This window comes from Brachybacterium sp. UNK5269 (assembly GCF_049266655.1).
GTDB lineage: Bacteria > Actinomycetota > Actinomycetes > Actinomycetales > Dermabacteraceae > Brachybacterium.
Genome location: NZ_CP184883.1, coordinates 3,370,662 through 3,392,733 on the forward strand (window position 1 = coordinate 3,370,662; position 22,072 = coordinate 3,392,733).

Annotated in this window: 16 protein-coding genes and 2 pseudogenes; 11 read left to right on the forward strand and 7 right to left on the reverse strand. The window is 72.7% G+C overall.

The features are described 5' to 3' along the window. Positions 1 to 119: 119 nt before the first annotated feature. The gene (locus tag ACOJUI_RS15600) at positions 120 to 260 is read right to left on the reverse strand and encodes a hypothetical protein (protein ID WP_422115846.1); all 141 of its coding nucleotides are present in this window, start codon (positions 258 to 260) and stop codon (positions 120 to 122) included. Positions 261 to 528: 268 nt separating this feature from the next. Here ACOJUI_RS15600 and ACOJUI_RS15605 point away from each other — a divergent pair, with 268 nt between their 5' ends. From ACOJUI_RS15605 to ACOJUI_RS15635, 7 genes and pseudogenes are all read left to right on the forward strand, one after another. Continuing rightward, on the forward strand, positions 529 to 1,551 hold the full coding sequence (locus ACOJUI_RS15605) for a LacI family DNA-binding transcriptional regulator (RefSeq protein WP_422115847.1): 1,023 nt from the start codon (positions 529 to 531) through the stop codon (positions 1,549 to 1,551). A 174-nt stretch (positions 1,552 to 1,725) separates the two neighbouring features. Continuing rightward, positions 1,726 to 3,368: pseudogene (locus tag ACOJUI_RS15610) on the forward strand (xylulokinase). Between the two features lie 35 nt (positions 3,369 to 3,403). Further along, positions 3,404 to 4,156 (forward strand): L-ribulose-5-phosphate 4-epimerase, encoded by a 753-nt coding sequence (locus ACOJUI_RS15615; protein WP_422115848.1) that lies wholly within the window; start codon positions 3,404 to 3,406, stop codon positions 4,154 to 4,156. A 96-nt stretch (positions 4,157 to 4,252) separates the two neighbouring features. After that, a pseudogene (locus ACOJUI_RS15620) lies at positions 4,253 to 5,166 on the forward strand (L-arabinose isomerase family protein); the annotation flags it as partial. 81 nt (positions 5,167 to 5,247) lie between these two features. Continuing rightward, a complete protein-coding gene (locus ACOJUI_RS15625) occupies positions 5,248 to 5,760 on the forward strand; it encodes a hypothetical protein (protein WP_422117684.1) in 513 nt (170 codons plus the stop codon). A gap of 312 nt (positions 5,761 to 6,072) precedes the next feature. After that, positions 6,073 to 7,365, forward strand: a complete 1,293-nt coding sequence (locus ACOJUI_RS15630; RefSeq protein WP_422115849.1) for a D-arabinono-1,4-lactone oxidase — start codon at positions 6,073 to 6,075, stop codon at positions 7,363 to 7,365. 7 nt (positions 7,366 to 7,372) lie between these two features. Then, positions 7,373 to 8,755 carry a glycoside hydrolase family 27 protein gene (locus tag ACOJUI_RS15635; protein ID WP_422115850.1) on the forward strand — a complete coding sequence of 461 codons (1,383 nt, stop codon included), beginning with the start codon at positions 7,373 to 7,375 and terminating at the stop codon, positions 8,753 to 8,755. A 28-nt stretch (positions 8,756 to 8,783) separates the two neighbouring features. Here ACOJUI_RS15635 and ACOJUI_RS15640 read toward each other — a convergent pair whose 3' ends face one another. The 6 genes from ACOJUI_RS15640 to ACOJUI_RS15665 form a co-directional block, all read right to left on the reverse strand. Further along, positions 8,784 to 9,824: an alpha/beta hydrolase gene (locus ACOJUI_RS15640; RefSeq protein ID WP_422115851.1), complete on the reverse strand. Its 1,041-nt coding sequence runs from the start codon at positions 9,822 to 9,824 to the stop codon at positions 8,784 to 8,786. Positions 9,825 to 9,912: 88 nt separating this feature from the next. Continuing rightward, on the reverse strand, positions 9,913 to 10,755 hold the full coding sequence (locus ACOJUI_RS15645; protein WP_422115852.1) for a DUF1206 domain-containing protein: 843 nt from the start codon (positions 10,753 to 10,755) through the stop codon (positions 9,913 to 9,915). Between the two features lie 47 nt (positions 10,756 to 10,802). Then, positions 10,803 to 12,956, reverse strand: a complete 2,154-nt coding sequence (locus ACOJUI_RS15650) for a sugar phosphate isomerase/epimerase family protein (RefSeq protein WP_422115853.1) — start codon at positions 12,954 to 12,956, stop codon at positions 10,803 to 10,805. A 3-nt stretch (positions 12,957 to 12,959) separates the two neighbouring features. After that, entirely contained in the window at positions 12,960 to 13,985 is a 1,026-nt protein-coding gene (locus ACOJUI_RS15655; RefSeq protein ID WP_422115854.1) for an alpha/beta hydrolase, read from the reverse strand. Positions 13,986 to 14,059: 74 nt separating this feature from the next. Continuing rightward, positions 14,060 to 15,292, reverse strand: coding sequence for an MFS transporter (locus ACOJUI_RS15660; RefSeq protein ID WP_422117685.1), 1,233 nt, complete (start codon positions 15,290 to 15,292; stop codon positions 14,060 to 14,062). A 181-nt stretch (positions 15,293 to 15,473) separates the two neighbouring features. Further along, positions 15,474 to 15,833 carry an L-rhamnose mutarotase gene (locus ACOJUI_RS15665; RefSeq protein ID WP_422115855.1) on the reverse strand — a complete coding sequence of 120 codons (360 nt, stop codon included), beginning with the start codon at positions 15,831 to 15,833 and terminating at the stop codon, positions 15,474 to 15,476. Positions 15,834 to 15,964: 131 nt separating this feature from the next. On the opposite strand from ACOJUI_RS15665, the gene rhaI reads away from it, so the two are divergent. The 4 genes from rhaI to ACOJUI_RS15685 all read left to right on the forward strand — a co-directional run bounded on the left by rhaI (position 15,965) and on the right by ACOJUI_RS15685 (position 22,064). Next, entirely contained in the window at positions 15,965 to 17,149 is a 1,185-nt protein-coding gene (gene rhaI, locus ACOJUI_RS15670; RefSeq protein WP_422115856.1) for an L-rhamnose isomerase, read from the forward strand. A gap of 2 nt (positions 17,150 to 17,151) precedes the next feature. Beyond that, a complete protein-coding gene (locus ACOJUI_RS15675) occupies positions 17,152 to 19,203 on the forward strand; it encodes a bifunctional aldolase/short-chain dehydrogenase (RefSeq protein ID WP_422115857.1) in 2,052 nt (683 codons plus the stop codon). Beyond that, the gene (locus ACOJUI_RS15680) at positions 19,200 to 20,717 is read left to right on the forward strand and encodes a rhamnulokinase (RefSeq protein WP_422115858.1); all 1,518 of its coding nucleotides are present in this window, start codon (positions 19,200 to 19,202) and stop codon (positions 20,715 to 20,717) included. The genes ACOJUI_RS15675 and ACOJUI_RS15680 overlap by 4 nt, the downstream gene beginning before the upstream one ends. Before the next feature lie 87 nt (positions 20,718 to 20,804). Next, on the forward strand, positions 20,805 to 22,064 hold the full coding sequence (locus tag ACOJUI_RS15685; protein ID WP_422117686.1) for an alpha-hydroxy acid oxidase: 1,260 nt from the start codon (positions 20,805 to 20,807) through the stop codon (positions 22,062 to 22,064). Positions 22,065 to 22,072 lie beyond the last annotated feature (8 nt).

The window sequence follows — 22,072 nt, forward strand, 5'->3', positions numbered from 1 at the left end:
AACGTTCCGAGCAGGAGGGCGGGCGCGATCCGATGCCGACACGGACGACGAACGGCGCCCCGGTCGTGAGGACCGGGGCGCCGCTCGCGCGTCCCTCGGCGGGGGCGCCGAGGGTGACCTCAGGTGCCGGCGATGCCGGTGGTGGCGATGCCCTTGATGATCTGGCGACGTCGGGCCGGCTGCCGTGCCGGTCGTGGCGCCGCCGGGTCGTCGGCGGGGACGGTGCGGGCCCCGATGGGCCCCTCTCCGATGCGGGGCACGCCGTCTGCGGCGTGGAGCGCACCGAATGCTAACGTTCACATTGCCTCGGATGTCAAGCCGATGGGACCCGCCCGGGTCACAACTCGGCAACGACGTTCGTCCGGAATGACCGATCTCGCGCGGCGAGCCCGCGGGAATGCGCTTCCGCAGATCAGCCGCACCGCCGCCCCTGTCCGCCACCCCGCCCGCCGCTCCGCTCGCTACCCCGCCCGCCGCCCCGCTCGCTACCCCGCCCGCCGCCCCGGCACAGGAGGAAGAGGACCGACCATGAGCACCGTGCCGCGCCGCCCCTCCATGGCCGATGTCGCCGCGCGCTCCGGGGTCTCCTACCAGACCGTCTCCCGGGTGCTCAACGAGCCGGACATCGTGCGCCCGGAGACCCGCTCGCGGGTGCTCGAGGCGATCTCCGAGCTCGGGTACACCCGCAACCGCGCCGCCCGGGCCCTGAAGACCACGCGCTCCTCCCTGATCGGCGTGCTCACCGACGGCTCCTCCCTGTTCGGACCCGCCGAGACCACCACCGCCATCGAGACCGCCGCCCGCGAGGCGGGCTACTCGGTCCTGCTGACCACGGTCGGCGCCGACGACGACGGGGACCGCGAGGTGGGGGCCGAGCTGCTGGGCTCGGGGGCCGACGGGATCCTGGTGGTCGCCGCGCACGAGGCGATGGTGCCGGCGGTCGCGGCGGTGGCCCGCTCCACCCCGGTGGTGGCGGTCTCCGCGCAGCCGCCCCGGGTGCCCGGTGTCGAGGTGGTGGGCGTGGACCAGCGGCTCGGCGCCCGGCAGGTCATCGAGCACCTCGCCCGCACCGGGGCGCGGTCCGTCGTCCACGCCGCCGGGCCCGCGAACTGGTTCGACGCCCGCGCCCGGCGCGACGGCTTCGAGCAGGCGCTGCAGGACCACGGGCTCGACGGCGAGGTCCTCGGCCCCGGGGACTGGACCCCCCGCTCCGGCTACGACCTCACGAACGCCCTGGTCAGGGACGGTCTGCCGGATGCGATCTTCGCCGCCAACGACATGATGGCGATCGGCGTGATGCATGCCCTGCACGAGCACCGGCTGCGGATCCCCGAGGACGTCGCGGTGGTCGGCTACGACAACACCCTGGGCGCGGAGTTCCTGGTGCCGGCCCTGACCACGGTCGCCCAGCCCTTCGCCGAGCTCGGCCGGCTGGCGCTGGCGCGCCTGCTGTGCCTGCTCGAGGGGCGCACCGTTCCCGTCGGCACCCCCCGCACGCTGCCGCCGCGCCTGGTGGTGCGGCGCTCCACCCGGCCCGAGCGCACCCACTGATCGCGCGAGCCATGCCGCCCGCCGCCGGCTCCCGCGGCCGCCGCCGGCTCCCTCGCCCGCCGTCGAGGTCCGCCGCCGAGGCCCGCCGGCCCGCCCCGCACCCGGCATGCGGGGGGGTTGAACCGATCCAATGTGAACGTTGACATCGCGCCACCGGGATGATTGAGTGGGCCCATGACGCCCGCTGACGTGCCCGCTGCCGACCGCCCCGACGATGCCGCCGCCGCTCTCCGCGCCGGTCTGGCGCACCTCGGCCTCGAGCTGGGATCGACCCGCATCAAGGCGGCCCTGGTCGACGACGCCGGCGCGGTCCTCGGCTCCGGCTCCCATGCCTGGGAGAGCTCCCTCGAGCAGGAGAACTGGACCTACTCCCTCGAGGACGCCTGGGACGGGATCCGCGCCTGCTACCGCGACCTCGCGGACGACGTGCGCGCCCGCCACGGCCTCGAGCTGACCTCCCTGGCGAGCATCGGCGTCTCCGCGATGATGCACGGCTACCTCCCCTTCGACGCCGAGGGGAACCAGCTGGCCCCCTTCCGCACCTGGCGCAACACCTACACCACCGCCGCCGCCGCCGAGCTCAGCGACGCCTTCGGGGTGAACATCCCGCTGCGCTGGAGTGTCGCCCACCTGCTGCACGCGATCCGCGGCGGCGAGGAGCACGTGCAGCGGCTCGGGTTCCTCACCACCCTGGCCGGCTACGTGCACTGGAAGCTCACCGACCGCAAGGTGCTCGGGGTGGGCGATGCGAGCGGCATGTTCCCCATCGCGGAGTCCGGGGACTCCTACGACCCGGCCCTGCTGGAGCGCTTCGCCGCCCTCGACGACGTCGCCGCCGCGCCCTGGTCGCTGCCCGAGATCCTGCCCCAGGTGCTCGTGGCCGGTCAGGACGCCGGCACCCTGAGCGCAGCGGGCGCGGCCCTGCTCGACCCCACCGGCGCCCTGCAGCCGGGCGCCGTCGCCGCCGCCCCGGAGGGCGATGCGGGCACCGGCATGGTCGCCACCCACGCCATCTCCCCCCGCACCGGCAACGTCTCGGCCGGCACCAGCGCCTTCGCGATGGTCGTCCTCGAGGGCCGCTGTCCGGGCCGCGCGAGGAGATCGACCTGGTCACCACCCCGTCGGGCGATCCGGTCGCGATGATCCACACCAACAACTGCACCGGCGACCTCGACGCCTGGCTGGGGCTGTTCGGCCGCTTCGCCGAGCTGATCGGCCGCCCCCTGGATCCCGAGGAGCTCTTCGCCACCCTGTTCGCCGCCGGCGCGCAGGGCGAGGGCGACGCCGGCGGGGTGCTGAGCTACAACTACATCTCCGGCGAGCACCAGACCGGCGTCCCCTCCGGCCGGCCGTTGCTGGTGCGCGAGCAGGGCGCCCGCTTCACCCTCGAGAACTTCATGCGCTCCCAGCTCTACGGCGCCTTCGGCGCGCTCGCGGTGGGCATGGAGGCGCTGCTGAAGGACGAGGGCGTGCAGCTGGACGTCATGTACGCCCACGGCGGCATCTTCCGCACCCTGGGTGTGGCCCAGCAGGTGCTCGCCGATGCGATCGCCACCCCGGTGGCCGTCGGCGACTCCGCCGGCGAGGGCGGCGCCTGGGGCATGGCCCTGCTCGCCGCCTACACCGCCCACGCCGCCTCCGCCGAGGCCGGGAGCACCGTCTCCCTCAGCCGCTTCCTGTCCGAGCAGATCTTCGCCACCCAGCTCCTGACCACCCTGGAGCCCGACGCGGCCGGCATGGCCGGACACGCGACCTGGCTCGCCGGCTACCGCACCGGCCTGCCGGTCGAGCGCCTCGCCGGCGAGCTGCTCGACTGACCCCGGCCCACCCCTCCACCACCCAGGAGCCCCTGATGACCCTTGCCCTCTCCTCCCTCCCCCGCGCCACCCAGGACGCCGTGGCCGCCACCCGTGAGCGGGTCGCCGCCCTGCACGCCGAGCTGCCCCGCAACCAGCTCGTGGTGTGGACCGCGGGCAACGTCTCCGAGCGCGTGCCCGCGACCGACCCCGAGGTGCCCGGCCTGCTGGTCATCAAGCCCTCCGGCGTCTCCTACGACGAGCTCAGCGCCGAGACCATGGTGGTGTGCACCCTGGACGGGGTGAAGATCGAGGACGGCACCCCCGACTCCCTGGTCCCCTCCTCGGACACCGCGGCCCACGCCTACGTGTACGCGCACCTCGACGAGGTGGGCGGCGTGGTCCACACCCACTCGACGTACGCGACCGCCTGGGCCGCCCGCGGCGAGGAGATCCCCTGCGTGCTGACGATGATGGCCGACGAGTTCGGCGGCCCGATCCCGGTGGGCCCCTTCGCGATCATCGGCGACGACTCCATCGGCCGCGGCATCGTGGAGACCTTGCGCGGCTCCCGCAGCCGTGCCGTGCTGATGCAGAACCACGGTCCCTTCACCATCGGCAAGGACGCCCGCGACGCGGTCAAGGCCGCGGTGATGTGCGAGGAGGTCGCCCGCACCGTGCACATCTCGCGCCAGCTCGGACAGCCGCTGCCGATCGAGCAGGGCTTCGTCGACTCCCTGTACGACCGCTACCAGAACGTCTACGGCCAGCGCGCCGACGCGGCCGACGACGCCGCCGAGGCCCGCTGACCCTTCGCCCTCCGCATCCTCCCCGCCCCGCGTCTCCCCGCCCCGCGCCCTGCGCGCCCCGCACCGCCCCCACCCGCCACGAAAGCCGAGGCCCCCATGGACAACCCCTTCGACACCCGCGAGATCTGGTTCCTCACCGGCAGCCAGGGCCTGTACGGCCCGGAGACCCTCGACCAGGTCGCCGAGCAGTCCCGCACCATCGCCGAGACCCTCGACGCGGCCTCCGACATCCCGGTCAAGATCGTCTGGAAGCCGGTGCTCACCGACCGTGACGCGATCCGCGAGATCGCCCTGGCCGCGAACGCCGACCCGGCCTGCGTGGGCGTCATCGCCTGGATGCACACCTTCTCGCCTGCCAAGATGTGGATCCAGGGCCTCGATGCCCTGGCCACACCGCTGCTGCACCTGCACACCCAGGCCAACGTGGCGCTGCCCTGGTCCACCATCGACATGGACTTCATGAACCTCAACCAGGCCGCCCACGGCGACCGGGAGTTCGGGTACATCGCCACCCGGCTCGGGGTCAACCGCAAGACCGTCGTCGGCCACGCCACGGACGAGGGCGTCCAGCAGAAGGTGGGCCGCTGGGCCCGCGCCGCCACCGGCTGGGCGGAGCTGCACTCGCTCAAGCTCGCCCGCTTCGGTGACAACATGCGCAACGTCGCCGTCACCGAGGGCGACAAGACCGAGGCCGAGCTGCGCCTGGGCGTCTCCGTGAACACCTGGGGCGTCAACGACCTGGTCGAGGTCGTCGATGCGGTCGAGGACAGCGCGATCGATGCGCTGGTCGCCGAGTACGAGGAGCTCTACGACGTGGTCCCCGAGCTGCGGGCCGGCGGCGAGCGCCACGAGTCGCTGCGCTACGGTGCCCGCCAGGAGATCGGCCTGCGCACCTTCCTCGACGAGGGCGGCTTCAAGGCGTTCACCACCAACTTCGAGGACCTCGGGGGCTGCGCCAGCTGCCCGGCCTCGCCGTCCAGCGCCTGATGGCCGACGGGTACGGCTTCGGCGCCGAGGGCGACTGGAAGACCGCGATCCTGGTGCGGGTGGCCGCGGTGATGGGCCACGGCCTGCCCGGCGGCGCCTCCCTGATGGAGGACTACACCTACGAGCTCACCCCCGGCAGCGAGAAGATCCTCGGCGCCCACATGCTCGAGGTCTCCCCCTCCCTGACCACCGCGAAGCCCTCCCTCGAGATCCATCCGCTGGGCATCGGCGACCGGGAGGACCCGGTGCGCCTGAAGTTCATGGCCGACACGGGCCCCGCCGTGGTGGTGGCCATGAGCGACCTGCGCGAGCGGTTCCGGCTGATCGCCAACGTCGTCACCGTGGTCGAGCCCGACGAGGACCTGCCGAACCTGCCGGTGGCCTGCGCCGTCTGGGAGCCCGCTCCCGACTTCGCGACCTCCGCGGAGTGCTGGCTGACCGCGGGCGCCGCCCACCACACGGTGATGAGCAGCGCCGTGGACCTCGAGACCTGGCAGGACCTCGCCCAGATCGGCGATCTCGAGCTCGCCGTCATCGACGAGGACACCACCGTGCGCTCCTTCGCCCAGGAGCTGCGCACCAACCAGGTGTTCTACCGCCTCGGCCAGGGATTCTGAGCTCCCGCTCCTCCCTCGCCCTCCCGGGGCCCGTCACCGCGGCGCCCTCCCGCCGGGCGCGCCGCACGGTCGGGGGAACGGCCCCCGCCATTCCCCCGACTACGTGACCCCCTCCGGGCGCGCCGCACAGTCGGGGGAAATGCACCCGCCATTCCCCCGACTACGTGACTAGCATCCGGGGGCGCTGCATAGTCGGGGGAACCGCTCCGGCATTCCCCCGACTGCGCAGCCCTCGCCCCGGCATCCCCCCCCGAGCTGCCGTCGTCCCCGACCACGCAGCCCACACCTGGCCGCACCCCTGGAGCTGGAGCCATGACCATCACCCCCGCCTCCCCCGGCCCGGCGCTCTCGCGGCCAGGGCGCAGCTGGTCCGGCACCGTGGACTACGGGCCCGGTCCGCTGCACGTCCCGTCGTCGGTCGATCAGCTGCGCGCACTGGTGGGCTCCAGCGCCCGGATCCGAGCGCTGGGCACCCGGCACTCGTTCTCCACCGTCGCTGCGAGCGACGCCGCCCTGGTCAGCCTCGCCGACCTGCCCCCGGACCTGGAGTTCGACACCGCGGCGCGCACCGTGCGGGTCGGGGCCGGGGTGCGCTACGGCGAGCTCGCCGTGGCCGCGGCGGAGGTCGGCCTCGCCCTGGCGAACATGGGCTCCCTGCCCCACATCTCGGTGGGCGGGGCGAGTGCGACCGGCACCCATGGCTCGGGCGACCGGCTCCGGTCGCTGGCGAACTCGGTGCGGGCGATCGAGCTGGTCACCGCCACCGGCGACCTGCTCACCCTCGACCGGGAGCAGGATCCGGAGATCTTCGGCGGGGTGGTGCTGTCCCTCGGGGCGCTCGGCGTGGTCACGCATCTGACCCTCGACCTGGTGCCGGCCTTCGCGATGCGCCAGAGCGTCCACCTCGACTTCCCTGCCGAGGCGATGAACGGCGCGGACCTGCTGGGCATGCTCGCCGGCGGCTACAGCGTGAGTTTGTTCCACCACTGGGACGGGCACGTGGCGCAGGCCTGGGTGAAGCAGGCGGTGGGAAGTGACGAGCCGCTGCCCGAGGAGTGGTTCGGAGGGCGGCGCGCCGTCGCCGCGGTGCACCCGCTGCCGGGGATGCCCGCGGACTTCTGCACGGACCAGACCGGTCAGGAGGGGCCCTCCCACGAGCGGCTGCCGCACTTCCGCCTCGAGTTCACCCCGAGCAACGGCGAGGAGATCCAGTCGGAGTACTTCGTGGCCCGGGAGCACCTGGGCGAGGCGGTGGCGGCGGTGATGCCGCTGGGCGAGCGGATCCGGCCGCTGCTGCACGCCTCCGAGATCCGCACGGTCGCGGCCGACGAGCTCTGGCTCTCCCCCGCCTATCAGCGCGACAGCGCCTGCGTGCACTTCACCTGGAAGCAGCTGCCCGCCGAGGTGGACGCGCTGCTGCCCGAGATCGAGGAGCGCCTCGCGCCCTTCGCGCCGCGCCCGCACTGGGGCAAGGTCTTCACCACCGCTCCCGAGACCGTGCGCGCGCAGTACCCCCGCCTGCCCGAGTTCCTCGCCCTGCGCGACCGGCTGGATCCGGGACGGAAGTTCACCAATGCCTACGTCGACCGACTGCTCGGAGAGTGACCACCCGATGACCACCGCACCCCGCCCGCCGATGGGCTGGAACAGCTGGGACAGCTTCGGCACCACCGTCACCGAGGCGGAGGTGCTGGCCAACGCCCGCTTCCTCGCCGAGCACCTGGCACCCCTGGGCTGGGACACGGTGGTGGTGGACATCGACTGGTCCGATCCCTCGGCCCGCGCCCACGGCTACAACCAGGACGCCCCGCTGGAGATGGACGGCCACGGACGGCTGCTGCCGGATCCGGGCCGCTTCCCCAGCGCCGCGGACGGCGCCGGCTTCGCGCCCCTGGCCGAGCAGATCCACGCCCTCGGCCTGCGGTTCGGCATCCACGTGATGCGCGGGATCCCCCGCCGGGCGGTCACGGCGAACAGCCCGATCGCCGGCAGCCCCCTGCACGCCGCCGACATCGCCGATGCGGGCAACGCCTGCGAGTGGAACCCCCACATGGTCGGCATCGACCACTCGGTGCCCGGCGCGGGGGCCTACTACGAGTCGGTGCTGGCGCTGTACGCCTCCTGGGGCGTGGACTTCCTCAAGGTCGACGACATGCTGTGGCCCTATCAGGCCGCCGAGATCGAGGCGTTCTCCGCGGCGATCGAGGGCTGCGGACGCCCCATGCAGCTGAGCCTGTCCCCGGGCCGCGACCTGTCCCTGACCCGCCTGGACCATCTGCGCGAGCACGCCACCATGTGGCGGATCTGCGACGACCTCTGGGACCGGTGGGAGGACGTCGAGGCGAACTTCGCGCGCTTCGCCCGCTGGGCCCCGCACGCCGGTCCGGAGGGCTGGCCCGACGGCGACATGCTGCCGCTGGGCCGGATCGGGATCCGCGCCGAGCGCGGCGAGCCCCGCCATGACCTGCTCACCCCCGACGAGCGCCGCACCCTGCTGACCCTGTGGGTGATCGCGCGCTCGCCGCTGATGGTGGGCGGCGACCTGCCCAGCTCGGACCCCGAGACCATCGCCCTGCTCGCGAACGCCGACGTGCTCGCCGTGCACCGCGAGGGCCGCGGCGCCCGGGAGGTGTTCCGCGAGGACCCGCTGATCCTGTGGACCGCCCACACCGGCGAGGCGGCCGCCGCAGAGGTCGACGGGGAAGGCGGTGCGGCGGGCGCCGACGCGACCGGCGTGCGCTATATCGCCGCCTTCAACACCGGCGAGGCCCCGCTGTCCCTCGCCCTGGACGCACAGGACGTCGGCCTCCCGGCCGCGCTGGACGGCGCGATGACGGAGCTGTGGACGGGGGCCGCGGTGCCCACGCGGCCGGTCGCCGAGCAGTCCGACGCCGCCCGCGGGGTCGCCCCGGGCTCGACCGCCATCGACCTCGAGATCGCCCCGCACGGCGCGGCGCTGCTGCGGTACGAGCCCGGCGAGCACGGTCGGGGCTAAGCGGACCGGCGGCGCCGGGGCCGCCGGCTCACAGCTCGCTGACGAGCTGTCCGATCCGGTCCATCGAGTCGCGGGCCTCGGCGAGACCGACCCGGTTGAGGTGGCCGTGGGCGACGCCGCGGCGCACCGCGTACTCGACGTCCACCCCGGCCTCGCGCAGCTGCTCGGCGTACCGGCGGGCACTGATGCGCAGGTCGTCGTGCTCGTCGGCCTCGATGTAGGTGCGCGGCAGCACGGCCAGCTGCTCCGCGGGGGCGAGGCCCGGGAACTCGTAGGGTCCGGCCTCGGCGAGGTCCCGCCCGGTGTAGTTCGCGGACATCGCCTGCATCGTCTCGGCGGAGAACCGCAGCGGCCGCGGCGTCATGGCGAGCGCCTCGGCCTCCTCCGCGGTGGCCTCGAGCGGCAGCGGATGCGCGACCGGGTAGAGCAGCACGGACGCGGCGGGCGGCGCGCCCTCCTCGGCCAGGCGCAGGGAGGCCGCAGCGGCGAGGTTGCCGCCCGCGCTGGCTCCGCCGAGGGCGAGGCGGCCGGGATCGATGCCGAGCTCCTCGGCGTGCTGCCGGGTCCAGGCCACCGCCGCGCACACGTCGTCCAGCGGGATCGGGGCGTGCACCGCCGTCGGCCCGCCGGGGAAGGCGCGCGCCGGGGCGGCACCCAGCTCCGCGGGGGAGTCGCACAGGCGATAGTCGACGGAGACGACGACCGCACCGGCCCGGCCCGCGACCCCGCGCGCGACATGGTCGGCCTCGGGCATGTCCAGGTCGCCGTGCATGAACCCGCCACCGTGGCACCACACCAGGCAGGGACGCGGTCCCGAGGGCGCGTCGTGCGGCGTGTAGACGCGCACCGGCACGGGGCCGTGCGGGCCCGGGGCCTCATGGTTCTCGATGACCAGCGACCACTCCTCGGGAGGGCCGTAGGGCGCGTCCCAGACCTCGCGGTCCTGCTCGCTCATCGCGTCCCAGTTGTTCGCCTCACCGATCAGGGGCAGGCGACGGGCCATCTCACCGGCGCCCTCGGAATCCGGGGCGACGGCGACGGACTGCGGGTGCGGGGAGCGCTCGGTCATGGGACATCCTTGTCGGGGGTCGAGACATGGTGGGGTCGAGAGGTCGTCCGGGAGTGACGCCGAGCACCATCATCCCGCAACCGGGCGGTCACATTGGCGCGTAGCGCGAGCGCAGCACCGCGTAGACGCCGTAGAGGATGACTCCCGCCCCCACCACGCCCAGCAGCACCGAGCCGGCCGGCAGCGAGGCCAGGGTCTTCAGCGCCCCGTCCAGGCCGCTGGCCTTCTCGGGATCGGCGGTCAGGGCGGCCCAGCCGAACATGAGGCCGACGATGATCAGCGCGATGCCCTTGGCGATGTACCCGACCACCCCGGTCACGGCGATCGCCGTTCCCATCGTCTCGCCGCGGGGCAGGCGCAGATCGTCCTCGAAGCCGCGGCTCGCCCCCGTGTACACGTGGTAGCCGCCGATGACGAGCACCACCAGACCCACCGCGACGACCAGCACGCGCCCTCCGGGACTGCCCATCAGCCCGGCGGTGAGCTGGGAGGTCTGTTCACCGGAGTCGCTGCTCCCGCCGGCCGCGAAGCGCAGGGCGGTCACCGCGAGCGCGGCATAGACGACGGCCTTGCCGAGACTCTTGACCACGTGCTTGGCCTTCTCGGAGCCCTGGCGCGTCCACTTCGCACCGAACCAGGCCTCCGCCACGTACCAGATCGTCAGCATCGCCATGGCGACCCCGCCGCCCCACAGCAGGATGCTGCCGCCCGGCGCCGACGCGACGGCCTGCAGGGCGCCGCCCTGATCGGCCTCCTGGCCGGAGCCGCCGAGGGCGAGGCGCAGGGCGATCACCCCGATCAGCACGTGGACGAGACCGCTCATCACGAACCCGCCGCGCGCGATGTTCTCGAAGACCGGATGCTCGGCGACCTTCTCGGCGGTGTCCTCGACGTGTCCGGCGCCGTCCTTCGCGCCCTGCAGTGATGCCATAGGTGCACTGTAGGGGGCGAACGCGGGCCGCGCCGACGGATCGGGGCTCACCGCGCCCGGACGCGCACCACCACCTCGGCGTCATAGGCCTGGGAGGAGGTCATGGTGCCGCGGTACCAGGTCAGCACGGAGCGTGACGGGTCCCCCGGCACCGCGATGGGGCGGACGTTGTCGACCGACGAGTTCTCGGTGACCGCCACCCACTCCCAGCTCTCCCCGCCGTCCCGGGTGCGGCCGTGGAAGATCTCGTGATGGGCCAGCGCTGCGGCGTCGCGGGGATCCACGACGGTGGAGAGGAACAGCGCATCAGGGTCCTCCGGGTCGATCGTGGCCAGGCCCGTGTAGTCCTCCTCATGCGGCAGCAGCTGGGGACCGGCTGCGGCGAGCTCGCGCACCTGCCACGTCCCCTCCCCCGGAGGCAGCACGGCCCGCAGGAAGCGGTGGTCGATCGGGCCGGCCGGCGCGCCGTCGGCGCCGGTGCCGTGGGTGTCGTCGGCCCGCGCGGTCATCAGCGCCACCAGGGTGCCGTCGGCGAAGCGGCGCAGGTCGGTGGTCCAGGCATGGGTGAGCACCGCGTCGTCGATCACCGAGCCGCTGGCGAGCACCTGGGTGAGGTCCTCGGCGCGGGGCGTCGGCTGCTCGAGGTCCCGGCCCAGCTGCCCCACCGAGGTGCCGTCTGCCCGGTGCAGGTGACCGGCCGCGAGGTAGCCGTGCCAGATCGAGGTGCCGAAATCGCGCGGGTGGTGCTCGGTGATGATCAGGTCGATCCGGTCGTCGGTGCCGAAGCGGGCGCCGGAGGCGTAGCGGGCGTAGCCATTGACGTAGCCGACCTTCTCGCGGGTCAGCAGGCGCCCGCCGAACTGCCAGCTGGCGCCGTCGTCGTGGGAGACCAGGTAGCAGGGGTCGTCGTTGATCGCGCGGACGAAGCAGTACAGCACCCCGTCGAGCTGGTGGAGGTTCTGGTAGGTCACGCCGCGTCCCGCGCCGAGCTCACGGGCCTGCTCCGGGGAGTCGAACCGGTCCGTCCAGTCGAAGGCCTGCTCGGGGCCCCAGCGGGTGGGGTCGTCGACCTCGCTGAGGCGCCAGCGGGTGAGGTCGTCGCTCTTGTGGCGGCTGTAGACGGCGAGCCAGCGGCCGTCGGCCCGTCGCCACAGGGCGGGGTTGTCGTGATCATCGGACTCGAGGCGCTCGTGCAGGGTGAGCGTGCGGGCCGCGGGGTCGATGCCGTCCGTCGCACCGGCGCCGAGACGCTCGAGGTCCACGATCGTCAGGTCGACGTCGCCGCCGCGGCGGCCTCCGTCCGCTCCCGCGGTCGAGGCGACCGAGCCCAGCAGCAGGCGGCCCGAGGTCGGGTCCACCAGGGCGCGCTCGTCCTGGAACCAGCACCAGCCGCCGTTGGCGTTGACCACCGCTGCGCGCGGTGCGGACGGGGCGGCGATGTCGGCCTCCCGCACCGCGGCGAGCGCTGCCGATGCCTCCTGGGCCAGGTCCTGCCAGTGGCATTCGATCGAGACGCGGCCGGTGTACCCGCCCTCGCGCAGGGCGGTGAGGAACGGGCCCAGCGGCCAGTCGCCCTGCCCGGGCGGCCGACGGTCGGTGTCGGCGACGTGGGCGTGGGCCACGCGGCCGGCGTGCCGGCGCACCACCTCGAGGCTCTCGTCCTCGCGCATCACGTGGAACAGGTCCGCGACCACCCGCATCTCGCCCAGGCCGTGCTCGTCGAGGAAGGCGATCGCCTCGGCGAGGGTGTTCACCTGATCGGTCTCCCCGCGGTGCAGGGGTTCGAGGATCGCCTCGAGGCCGTGCTCCGCGGCCACATCCCGGGCCAGGCGCACGCTCTGCGCGAACCGGGCGCGAGCGGCGGCGGGGTCGACGCCCGGCGGGGTGCGGCGGGCGGCGCCGCTGCCCAGCACGATGGTCGCTCCGGGGCGCGCGCAGCGGGCGGCGGCGGCCAGCGCGATGCGCAGGTACTCCTCAAGGGGGCCGGTCGGGGCCGCCGGATCGGAGAGGCGCAGCTGCGGTGGGCACAGCACCGCGAAGGACGGGGCCGGCTCCCAGGTCTCGATGCCGGGGGCGGGGGCCCAGTCCCCGCTCTCGTCCTGGACCAGCAGGTTCCCGACGATCGTCGGCTCGACGTAGTCGGCCCCGGCGGCGCGGGCGGCGGGCGCCTCGGCGTGGCCGGTGAGGATGCCGTGCTGCATGGTTCAGAGCTCCTGGAGAAGTCGGGCGATGCGGTCCATGGACGCGGCCGCCTGCGGCAGGCCGATCTTGTTGAGGTGGCCGTGGGTGACCCCGCGGCGCACCGCGTACTCGACCTCGACGCCGGCCTCGGCCAGCTGCTCGGCGTACCGGCGGGCGCTGGTGCGCAGGTCGTCGTACTCGTCGGCCTCGATGTAGGTGCGCGGCAGCGCGGCGAGCTGCGCAGGGGCGGCGAGGCCGGGGAACTCGTGGGCGGTCGCCCCCTCGAGCGGACCGCCGAGGTAGGCCTCGCTCATCCTGCGCATCTTCTCGGGGGTGAAGCGCAGCAGCTCCGGAAGCTCGGCGAGAGCCGCCGCCTCCTCCTCGGTTGCCTCCGGGTTCAGCGGGTGCGCCACCAGGTACATCAGGACCGACGCCGCCGGGGCGCGGCCGGCCTCGGCCAGGCGCAGCGACGCGGCGGCCGCGAGGTTGCCGCCCGCGCTCGCCCCGCCCAGGGCCAGGCGCTCGGGGTCGATGCCGAGCTCCTCGGCCGAGGCGCGGGTCCAGTCGACGGCGGCGATGACGTCGTTGCAGGGAATCGGGGCGTGCACGGCCAGGTCGGGGGCCGTGCCCCGGATCCGACCGGCGGGGCTGCCGCCGGCGGGCTCGTCGCACAGGCGGTAGTCCACCGAGACCACCACCGCGTCCGCGCGGCCGGCCACCCCGCGGGCGGTGCGGTCGCCCTCGGGCATGTCGAGGTCGCCGTGCTGGAAGGAGCCGCCGTGGCAGAACACCAGCACGGGGCGGGGCGCGTCCGCGGGGGCGAGCGGGGTGTAGATCCGCAGCGGGACCGGGCCGTGCGGGCCGGGTGCATCGCGGTTCTCGATCCGCAGGTCCCAGCGCTCGGCGGTGCCGTAGGGGGCGGTCCACTCGGCCTCGGCGCGGTCGCTGACGTCCTCCCAGCTCACCGCCCGGCCCAGCCGGGCCATGCGCTCGAGCATCGTGCGCGGTGGCGACGGCGCCACCTCGGGCTGCGCGGCGGTGCTGGTCATGGGTCTCCTCGGGATCGCAGGGGTGAGAGGGCGGATTCAGTGCAGCAGAGGCGCGAGCGGGGCGGTAGCGCCGCTCACACCGTGGCGCCGTAGCGCTCGCGTTCGATCTGCTCGAGGGTCTTGCCGCGGGTGTCCGGAGCACCGATCACGCCGATGAGCATCGCGGCGACCAGCAGGCCGATCATGATCATGCCGACGAACGGCACCCCCTGGGTGGCGAGCAGGGTCGGGAAGAAGTAGCTGAGCAGGCCGACCATGATCCGGGCGACGAAGAAGATCAGGCCCTGGGCGCTGGCCCGGTAGGGGGTCGCGAACATCTCCGCAGTCCACAGGGCGTAGAACGCCTGGGCCCCGATGCCGGCCGAGACGCCCCACAGGACGGCGAAGAGGATCAGCAGGGGCGTGGTGACATGGGCGAAGACCAGCAGCACCCAGGCGATGATGCCGAGCGCGGCGCCGATGCCGTAGAGCAGGCGACGATCCACCCGGTCGCCCAGCAGCATGAAGCCGAAGTAGGTCGCGACCACGGTCATCGTCCACAGCAGCACCTGCAGCAGGTTCTGGCTGGTCGCACTGGCCACGCCGGCGGTCTCGTAGACGCGCGGCATGAAGATGCCCATCTGCCCGGCCACGGTGTTCCACAGGGCGTAGACGCCGATCAGGAACAGCAGGGCGGTGATGTTCTTCGGGTGCGAGAGCATCTCCGTCAGGCCCCGGTGGCGGACCGTCTCGCCGCGGGCCGCCGCGTCGTCGCGCTTCTTCTTCTGGTCGGTCCAGATGTCCGACTCCGCCAGGCCCCGGCGCACCCACCAGGTGATGAAGGCGACCACGAAGAGGTGGGCGAAGATCAGGCGCGATCCCAGCAGTCCGAGCGGGACCAGGGCGGTGGCGATGGCGAACACGACCGCCGGACCGAGCGACCAGGCCAGCTGGGCGGTGCCCACGTGACGGGCACGCCGCGCGTGCGGTGCCTGTTCGGCGATGTAGGTCCAGGCGACGGGGACGCCGGCGCCGACCGCGATGCCGGTGAGGACGACGCCCAGCACGAGCATCCAGGCCTGGGCGGCGAAGACCACCAGCAGCGTGCCGACCATGTAGAGGATGAGGTCGTAGGTGTAGATGAACTTGCGGCCGTAGCGGTCCCCGAGCGGCCCGCCGATCATCGCGCCGACGGCCGCGCCGAAGGCATTGGCGGACAGCGCCGCCACCAGGCCGACGGCCCAGTTGGAGAAGCCGAAGTGCTCCTGCCACAGGGTCAGGCTGGTGGCCAGGGCGATGATCGAACCGGCTTCGATGTAGTTGGACATGGACACCGCGATGGTGGCCTTCCATCCGCGCACCGAGGGGGTGCGGGGGCCGCCCGGCGCGGCCGGGGTGGGGTCGGTCTGTGCTGTGGTCACGAGGTGGGCTCCCGTCGGGTCGGCAGTGAGGGATGGTGCCGGTGACCGGCGCCGGGGACTTCCCCGACGCAGGTCGCGCGGCCATGGCTCAGGGCAGGTGGAAGTACTGCTCGAGGACCTGCTTCTCGCCGCCGCCGGGGGCGAAGTACTCGCTCATGGCCGCCTCCCAGCGCGGGGAGATCGCGGCCCGGGCGATCGCCTCCTGCGCGGCCTCGGCGTCGTCGGCCTCGAAGTAGCCGACCACCATGCCGTCCTCGCGCCGCAGGAACAGCGAGTAGTTGCGCCATCCCGCGTCGCTGAGGGCCTCGCGCATCTCCTCCCAGACCTCCTGGTGCGCGGCGACGTACTCGGGGAGCTTCTCGAGCCGCACCTGCAGCAGGAAGCAGCATCTGCCCGGACTCCGCGCCGGGGTGGTGGCCAGCAGCTGATCGAGGTCAGGGCTCGTCATCGGGTCTCCTCATCGAGCGCAGCGCGCCGTTCGCAGCATGTCCGCGAAGGGCGGTGGCCGGCGGTTGTCGTCGACCACGGGGAATGCTAGGTTGCCGCTTGAGTCGTTTCAAGCCCAGAGGAAGATCAATGATGACGCCCAGCGTTCCGCAGACCCTCCCCGCCGAGGTCGCCCGCGACCTCCAGGAGTTCACGATCGAGGTCCCCAGCTGGGGCTACGGCAACTCCGGCACCCGCTTCAAGGTGTTCGGCACCCCCGGCACCCCGCGCGATCCCTTCGAGAAGATCGCCGACGCCGCCCAGACCCATGCCTACACCGGCGCCGCCCCGCGGGTGTCCCTGCACTACCCCTGGGACCGGGTCGAGGACTTCGGCGCGCTGCGCGACTTCGCCGCCGACCAGGGCGTGACGATCGGCATGATCAACTCCAACACGTTCCAGGACGACGAGTACAAGTTCGGCTCGCTGACCGCCGGCGACAAGACCGTGCGTCGTCGGGCGATCGACCATCACCTCGAATGCCTCGACGTCATGCGCGCCACCGGCTCCAAGGAGCTGAAGATCTGGCTCGCCGACGGCACCAACTACGCCGGCCAGGACTCGATCCGCGCCCGCCAGGACCGCCTGGCCGAGTCCCTCTCGGAGATCTACCTCGGCCTCGAGGACGACGAGCGCCTGGTGCTGGAGTACAAGTTCTTCGAGCCGGCGTTCTACCACACCGACGTCCCGGACTGGGGCACCAGCCTGCTGCACTGCCTCGCCCTCGGCGAGAAGGCGCTGGTGGTGCTGGACACCGGCCACCACGCCCCGGGCACCAACATCGAGTTCATCGTCGCCCAGCTGCTGCGGCAGAACCGCCTCGGCGCCTTCGACTTCAACTCCCGCAACTACGCCGACGACGACCTCATCGTCGGCGCGGCGGATCCGTTCCAGCTGTTCCGGATCCTCTTCGAGATCGTGCAGCAGGACGCCCACCGCCCCTCCTCCGGGGTGAACTTCATGCTCGACCAGTGCCACAACCTCGAGTCGAAGATCCAGGGCCAGATACGCTCCGTCCTCAACGTGCAGGAGACCCTCGCCAAGGCCCTGCTGGTGGACCGGGAGGCACTGGCGCAGGCGCAGGAGCGCAACGACGTGCTGGGCGCCCACGGCCTGCTGATGGACGCCTTCTGGACCGACGTGCGGCCCGCGCTGGCGGCGCTGCGCGAGGAGAACGGCCTGCCCGCGGACCCCTTCGAGGCGTTCCGCGCCAGCGGCTACGAGGAGAAGGTCGCCGCCGAGCGCGTCGGCGGGAACCAGATGGGATGGGGAGCCTGAGCATGACCGGAACGACCACCGCCCGCGAGACGATCGACGCCCTGCTGGCCCGCTCGAACGAGCTGGGCTCCGATCCGCGGTACACGAACTACGCCGGCGGCAACACCTCCGCCAAGGGCACCGACACCGACCCCGTCACCGGGGAGGCCACCGAGCTGCTGTGGGTCAAGGGCTCCGGCGGCGACCTCGGCACCCTGGAGGAGAAGGGCCTGGCGGTGCTGCGCCTGGACCGTGTGCGCGCCCTGCGGGACGTGTACCCGGGCCTCGAGCGCGAGGACGAGATGGTCGCGGCCTTCGACTACTGCCTGCACGGCAAGGGCGGGGCCGCCCCCTCGATCGACACCGCCATGCACGCCCTGGTGGACGCCGCGCACGTGGACCATCTGCACCCGGATGCCGGGATCGCCCTGGCGACCGCGGCCGACGGGGAGGAGCTGACCCGGGACTGCTTCGGCGACGCCGTGGCGTGGGTGCCGTGGCGCCGTCCCGGCTTCCAGCTGGGCCTGGACATCGCCGCCATCCAGCAGCAGAACCCCCAGGCGATCGGCTGCATCCTGGGCGGGCACGGCATCACCGCCTGGGGGCAGACGTCCGAGGAGGCCCGGGCCAACTCGCTGCGGATCATCCACGAGGCGACCGCCTACCTCGAGCGCCAGGGCTCGGCCGCGCCCTTCGGCGCGCACGATCCCGCCCGCGCGGCGCTGCCGGAGGCGCAGCGACGCGCGAAGGCCTCGTCCCTGTTCCCGGTGATCCGGGGCCTGGCCTCGACCGATGCCCCGATGGTCGGGCACTGGACGGACACCGAGGCGGTGCACGAGTTCCTCGCCTCCGAGAAGCTCGGCCCGCTCGCGGAGCTGGGCACCTCCTGCCCGGACCACTTCCTGCGCACCAAGGTCAAGCCCCTCGTGCTCGACCTGCCGGCCGACGCCTCGATCGAGGACTCGGTGGAGCGGCTGAAGGAGCTGCACGAGACCTACCGGGCCGACTACACCGCCTACTACGAGCGCCACGCCGCGGCGGACTCCCCCGCCATGCGCGGCGCCGACCCGGCGATCGTGCTGGTCCCGGGGGTGGGCATGTTCTCCTTCGGGGCCGACAAGCAGACCGCCCGGGTGGCCGGGGAGTTCTACGTCAACGCCATCAACGTGATGCGCGGCGCGGAGTCCGTCTCCACCTACTCCCCCATCGACGAGTCCGAGAAGTTCCGCATCGAGTACTGGGCCCTCGAGGAGGCCAAGCTCCGGCGCAAGCCGCAGCCCAAGCCGCTCGCGACCCGGGTGGCGCTGGTGACCGGGGGCGGCTCCGGGATCGGCAAGGCCACCGCGCAGCGGCTGGTCGCGGAGGGGGCCTGCGTGGTCATCGCCGACCTGAACCTCGAGGGCGCCCAGGCCACCGCCGAGGAGCTGGGCGGCCCGGACCGGGCCGTCGCCCTGCGGGCCGACGTCTCCGACGAGGACGCCGTGGTCGCGGCCGTCGCCGAGGCGGTGCTCGCCTTCGGCGGGCTCGACCTCATCGTCAACAATGCAGGGCTGTCGCTCTCGAAGCCGCTGCTGGAGACCACCGCGAAGGACTGGGACCTGCAGCACGACGTCATGGCGCGCGGCTCCTTCCTGGTCTCCCGGGAGACGGCGCGGGTGATGATCGACCAGGCCATGGGCGGGGACATCATCTACATCTCCTCGAAGAACTCCGTGTTCGCCGGCCCCAACAACATCGCCTACTCGGCGACCAAGGCCGACCAGGCCCACCAGGTGCGGCTGCTGGCGGCAGAGCTCGGCGGCCACCAGATCCGCGTCAACGGCATCAACCCCGACGGGGTGGTGCGCGGCTCCGGCATCTTCGCCGGCGGCTGGGGCGCGTCCCGGGCGAAGGTCTACGGCGTCGAGGAGGAGGACCTGGGCGCGTTCTACGCCCAGCGCACCCTGCTCAAGCGCGAGGTGCTGCCGGAGAACGTCGCGAACGCGGTGTTCGCCCTGACCGCCGGGGACCTCTCGCACACCACCGGCCTGCACGTCCCGGTCGACGCCGGGGTCGCGGCCGCGTTCCTGCGATGAGCGGATCGACCAGGTCGCCGCACGCCGTCGCCGCGATCGACCTTGGTGCCACCTCGGGTCGCGTGATGCTCGGGGTGGTCGAGCACGGCCGGATCGAGTTGATCCAGGCGCACCGCTTCGAGAACCGGCTCATCGACCGCGATGGTCGCCTGTGCTGGGACATGGATGCTCTGTGGGCAGAGATCCGGCAGGGTCTCTCGGGTGCCCACGACCTCGCCGTGGTGCGAGGCCTCGGTGGCCTCTCCTCGATCGGGGTGGATTCCTGGGCAGTGGACTATGCGCTGGTCGGACCCGATCTGCTCGACAGCGGCGGCACCGCGGTGCCGGGCACCGGAGAGCGGTTCGACGAGGTGATCGCCTATCGCGACAGCCGTACCGAGGGAGCGGCCGACGCCGTCGCCCAGCGCCTCCCCCGCGAGCGCCAGTTCACTCTGACCGGCATCGCGCAGCAGCCTTTCAACACCCTCTACCAGCTGGCTGTGGACGAGCGGCTGGCGGATCTTCCCACCGGCAGCACGCTGCTGATGGTCCCGGACCTCATCGGGTACCTGCTCACCGGACGCCGGCGCACCGAGCTGACCAACGCCTCCACCACCGGCATGCTCACGGCGAAGGGAGACGGCTGGGCAGCGGAGATCCTGGCCGCGGCAGGGGTGCAGCGCGAGCTGCTGGCGCCCCTGATCACACCGGGCGAACAGCTCGGCACAGTCCGCCCTGAGCTCGGGATCCAGCTGGGCATCGGAGAGGTGCCGGTGCTCGCCGTCGGCTCCCATGACACCGCCTCGGCGGTGCTCGCGGTTCCTGCCGAGGATGCCGGCCCGGTCGCGTACATCTCCTCGGGCACCTGGTCCCTCATCGGTCTCGAACTTACCGACCCCGTGGTCGCGGAGGACGCCCGGCGAGCGGGGTTCACCAATGAGGGCGGGGTGGACGGCACGATCCGCTTCCTCAAGAACGTGGCGGGGATGTGGCTGGTCAGCGAGTCGATCCGACAGTGGGAGGAGGACGGTGCGAGCATCGACCTGGCGGATCTGCTGGCGGCCGCCGAGGCCGCGCGGGGTGACCTCTACCGGATCGATCCCACCGACCCGAAGTTCCTCGCCCCCGGCCGGATGGCCGACCGTGTGACCGCGGCAGCTCGGCCGCTGACCAGCCGAGGCGGGGTTCCCCGCACGCCCGCGGAACTGGTGCGCTGCATCCTCGAATCGCTCGCCGAGGCGTACCGCGAGGAACTGCACACCGCCTGCCGTCTCGCCGGGGCGCCGCTGCCGCAGCGCCTGCATGTGGTGGGCGGCGGCAGCCGCAATGCCCTGCTGAATCAGCTCACGGCCGATGCCCTCGGGATCGAGGTGGTCGCCGGCCCGATGGAGGCCACGGCCCTCGGCAACGTAGCCCTGCAGTCCCGTTCCCTCGGCGCCATCGCTGAGGAGACCGGGACCATCCGGGCGCTGGTCCGCGCGAGCGTGGAGCTTACGAGGTTCAGCCCGAGCACGTCCCGGCGCACGACCGGATGAGGCGTCACGGCGACGCCGTCTCTGCCGTCCCCACCTGCCACTGCTCCTCGCCCGTGCCTTCACGAGCCGACACCCGAAAGCTTCCACCTGATGAGACGACAACTTCCCAATCCTCACGAACTGCTCGGTCTGATGCAGTTCAAGGTTCCCGATCTCAACGCCCGCAGGCGCCGGCTCGACGCCGCCCTGACGATCGAGGACCTACGAGCGGTCGCGAAACGTCGCACGCCACGTGCGGCCTTCGACTACACCGACGGAGCCGCCGAGTCGGAACTCTCTCTCGCCCGTGCCCGGCAGGCGTTCGCCGATGTGGAGTTCAATCCCGCTGTGCTGCGGGATGTCTCCGACGTCGACACCTCCCGTGAGGTTCTCGGCGGTCCCAGCGCCATGCCCTTCGCCATTGCGCCGACCGGTTTCACCCGGCTCATGCAGACCGAGGGCGAGGCCGCCGGAGCGGCCGCTGCCCAGGACGCGGGGATTCCGTTCACGCTGTCGACGCTCGGCACCACCTCGATCGAGGATGTCGCGGCGGCGGCGCCCCGCGGCCGGAAGTGGTTCCAGCTGTACGTGATGCGGAAGCGAGAGATCTCCTATGACCTCGTCGAGCGTGCCGCGACCGCCGGCTTCGACACCTTGCAGTTCACTGTCGACACGCCAGTGGCCGGTGCGCGACTGCGCGACACCCGCAACGGCTTCTCCATCCCGCCCCAGTTGACGGCCCGGACCGTGCTCGATGCGATTCCCCGCCCCTGGTGGTGGTTCGACTTCCTGACGACCCCGACGCTCGAGTTCGCCTCGCTGTCCTCGACAGGCGGCACGGTCGGCGAACTGCTGGACTCGGCGATGGATCCGACGATCAGCTTCGACGATCTCGAGATCATCCGTGCCATGTGGCCGGGCAAGCTCGTGGTCAAGGGCGTCCAGACCCTCGAGGACGCGAAGACCTTCGCCGACCTCGGAGTGGACGGGATCATCCTGTCCAACCACGGCGGGCGGCAGCTCGACCGTGCGCCGGTTCCCTTCCACCTGCTGCCCTCGGTCGCTCGCGAGGTCGGCGCCGACACCGAGATCGGCATCGACACCGGCATCATGCACGGCGCGGACATCGTTGCCGCCGTGGCCCACGGCGCGCGGTTCACCCTGATCGGCCGCGCATACCTGTACGGCCTCATGGCGGGCGGCCGGCACGGCGTGGACCGCACGATCCAGATCCTTTCCGAACAGATCGTGCGGACCATGAAGCTGCTCGGCGTGCACACCCTCGATGAGCTGGAGCCGAGTCACGTCACCCAGCTGCAGCGACTGCTGCCGCGGCATCGCGAATCCGACCGCCGTCAGGGCCGATGAGGGCAGTG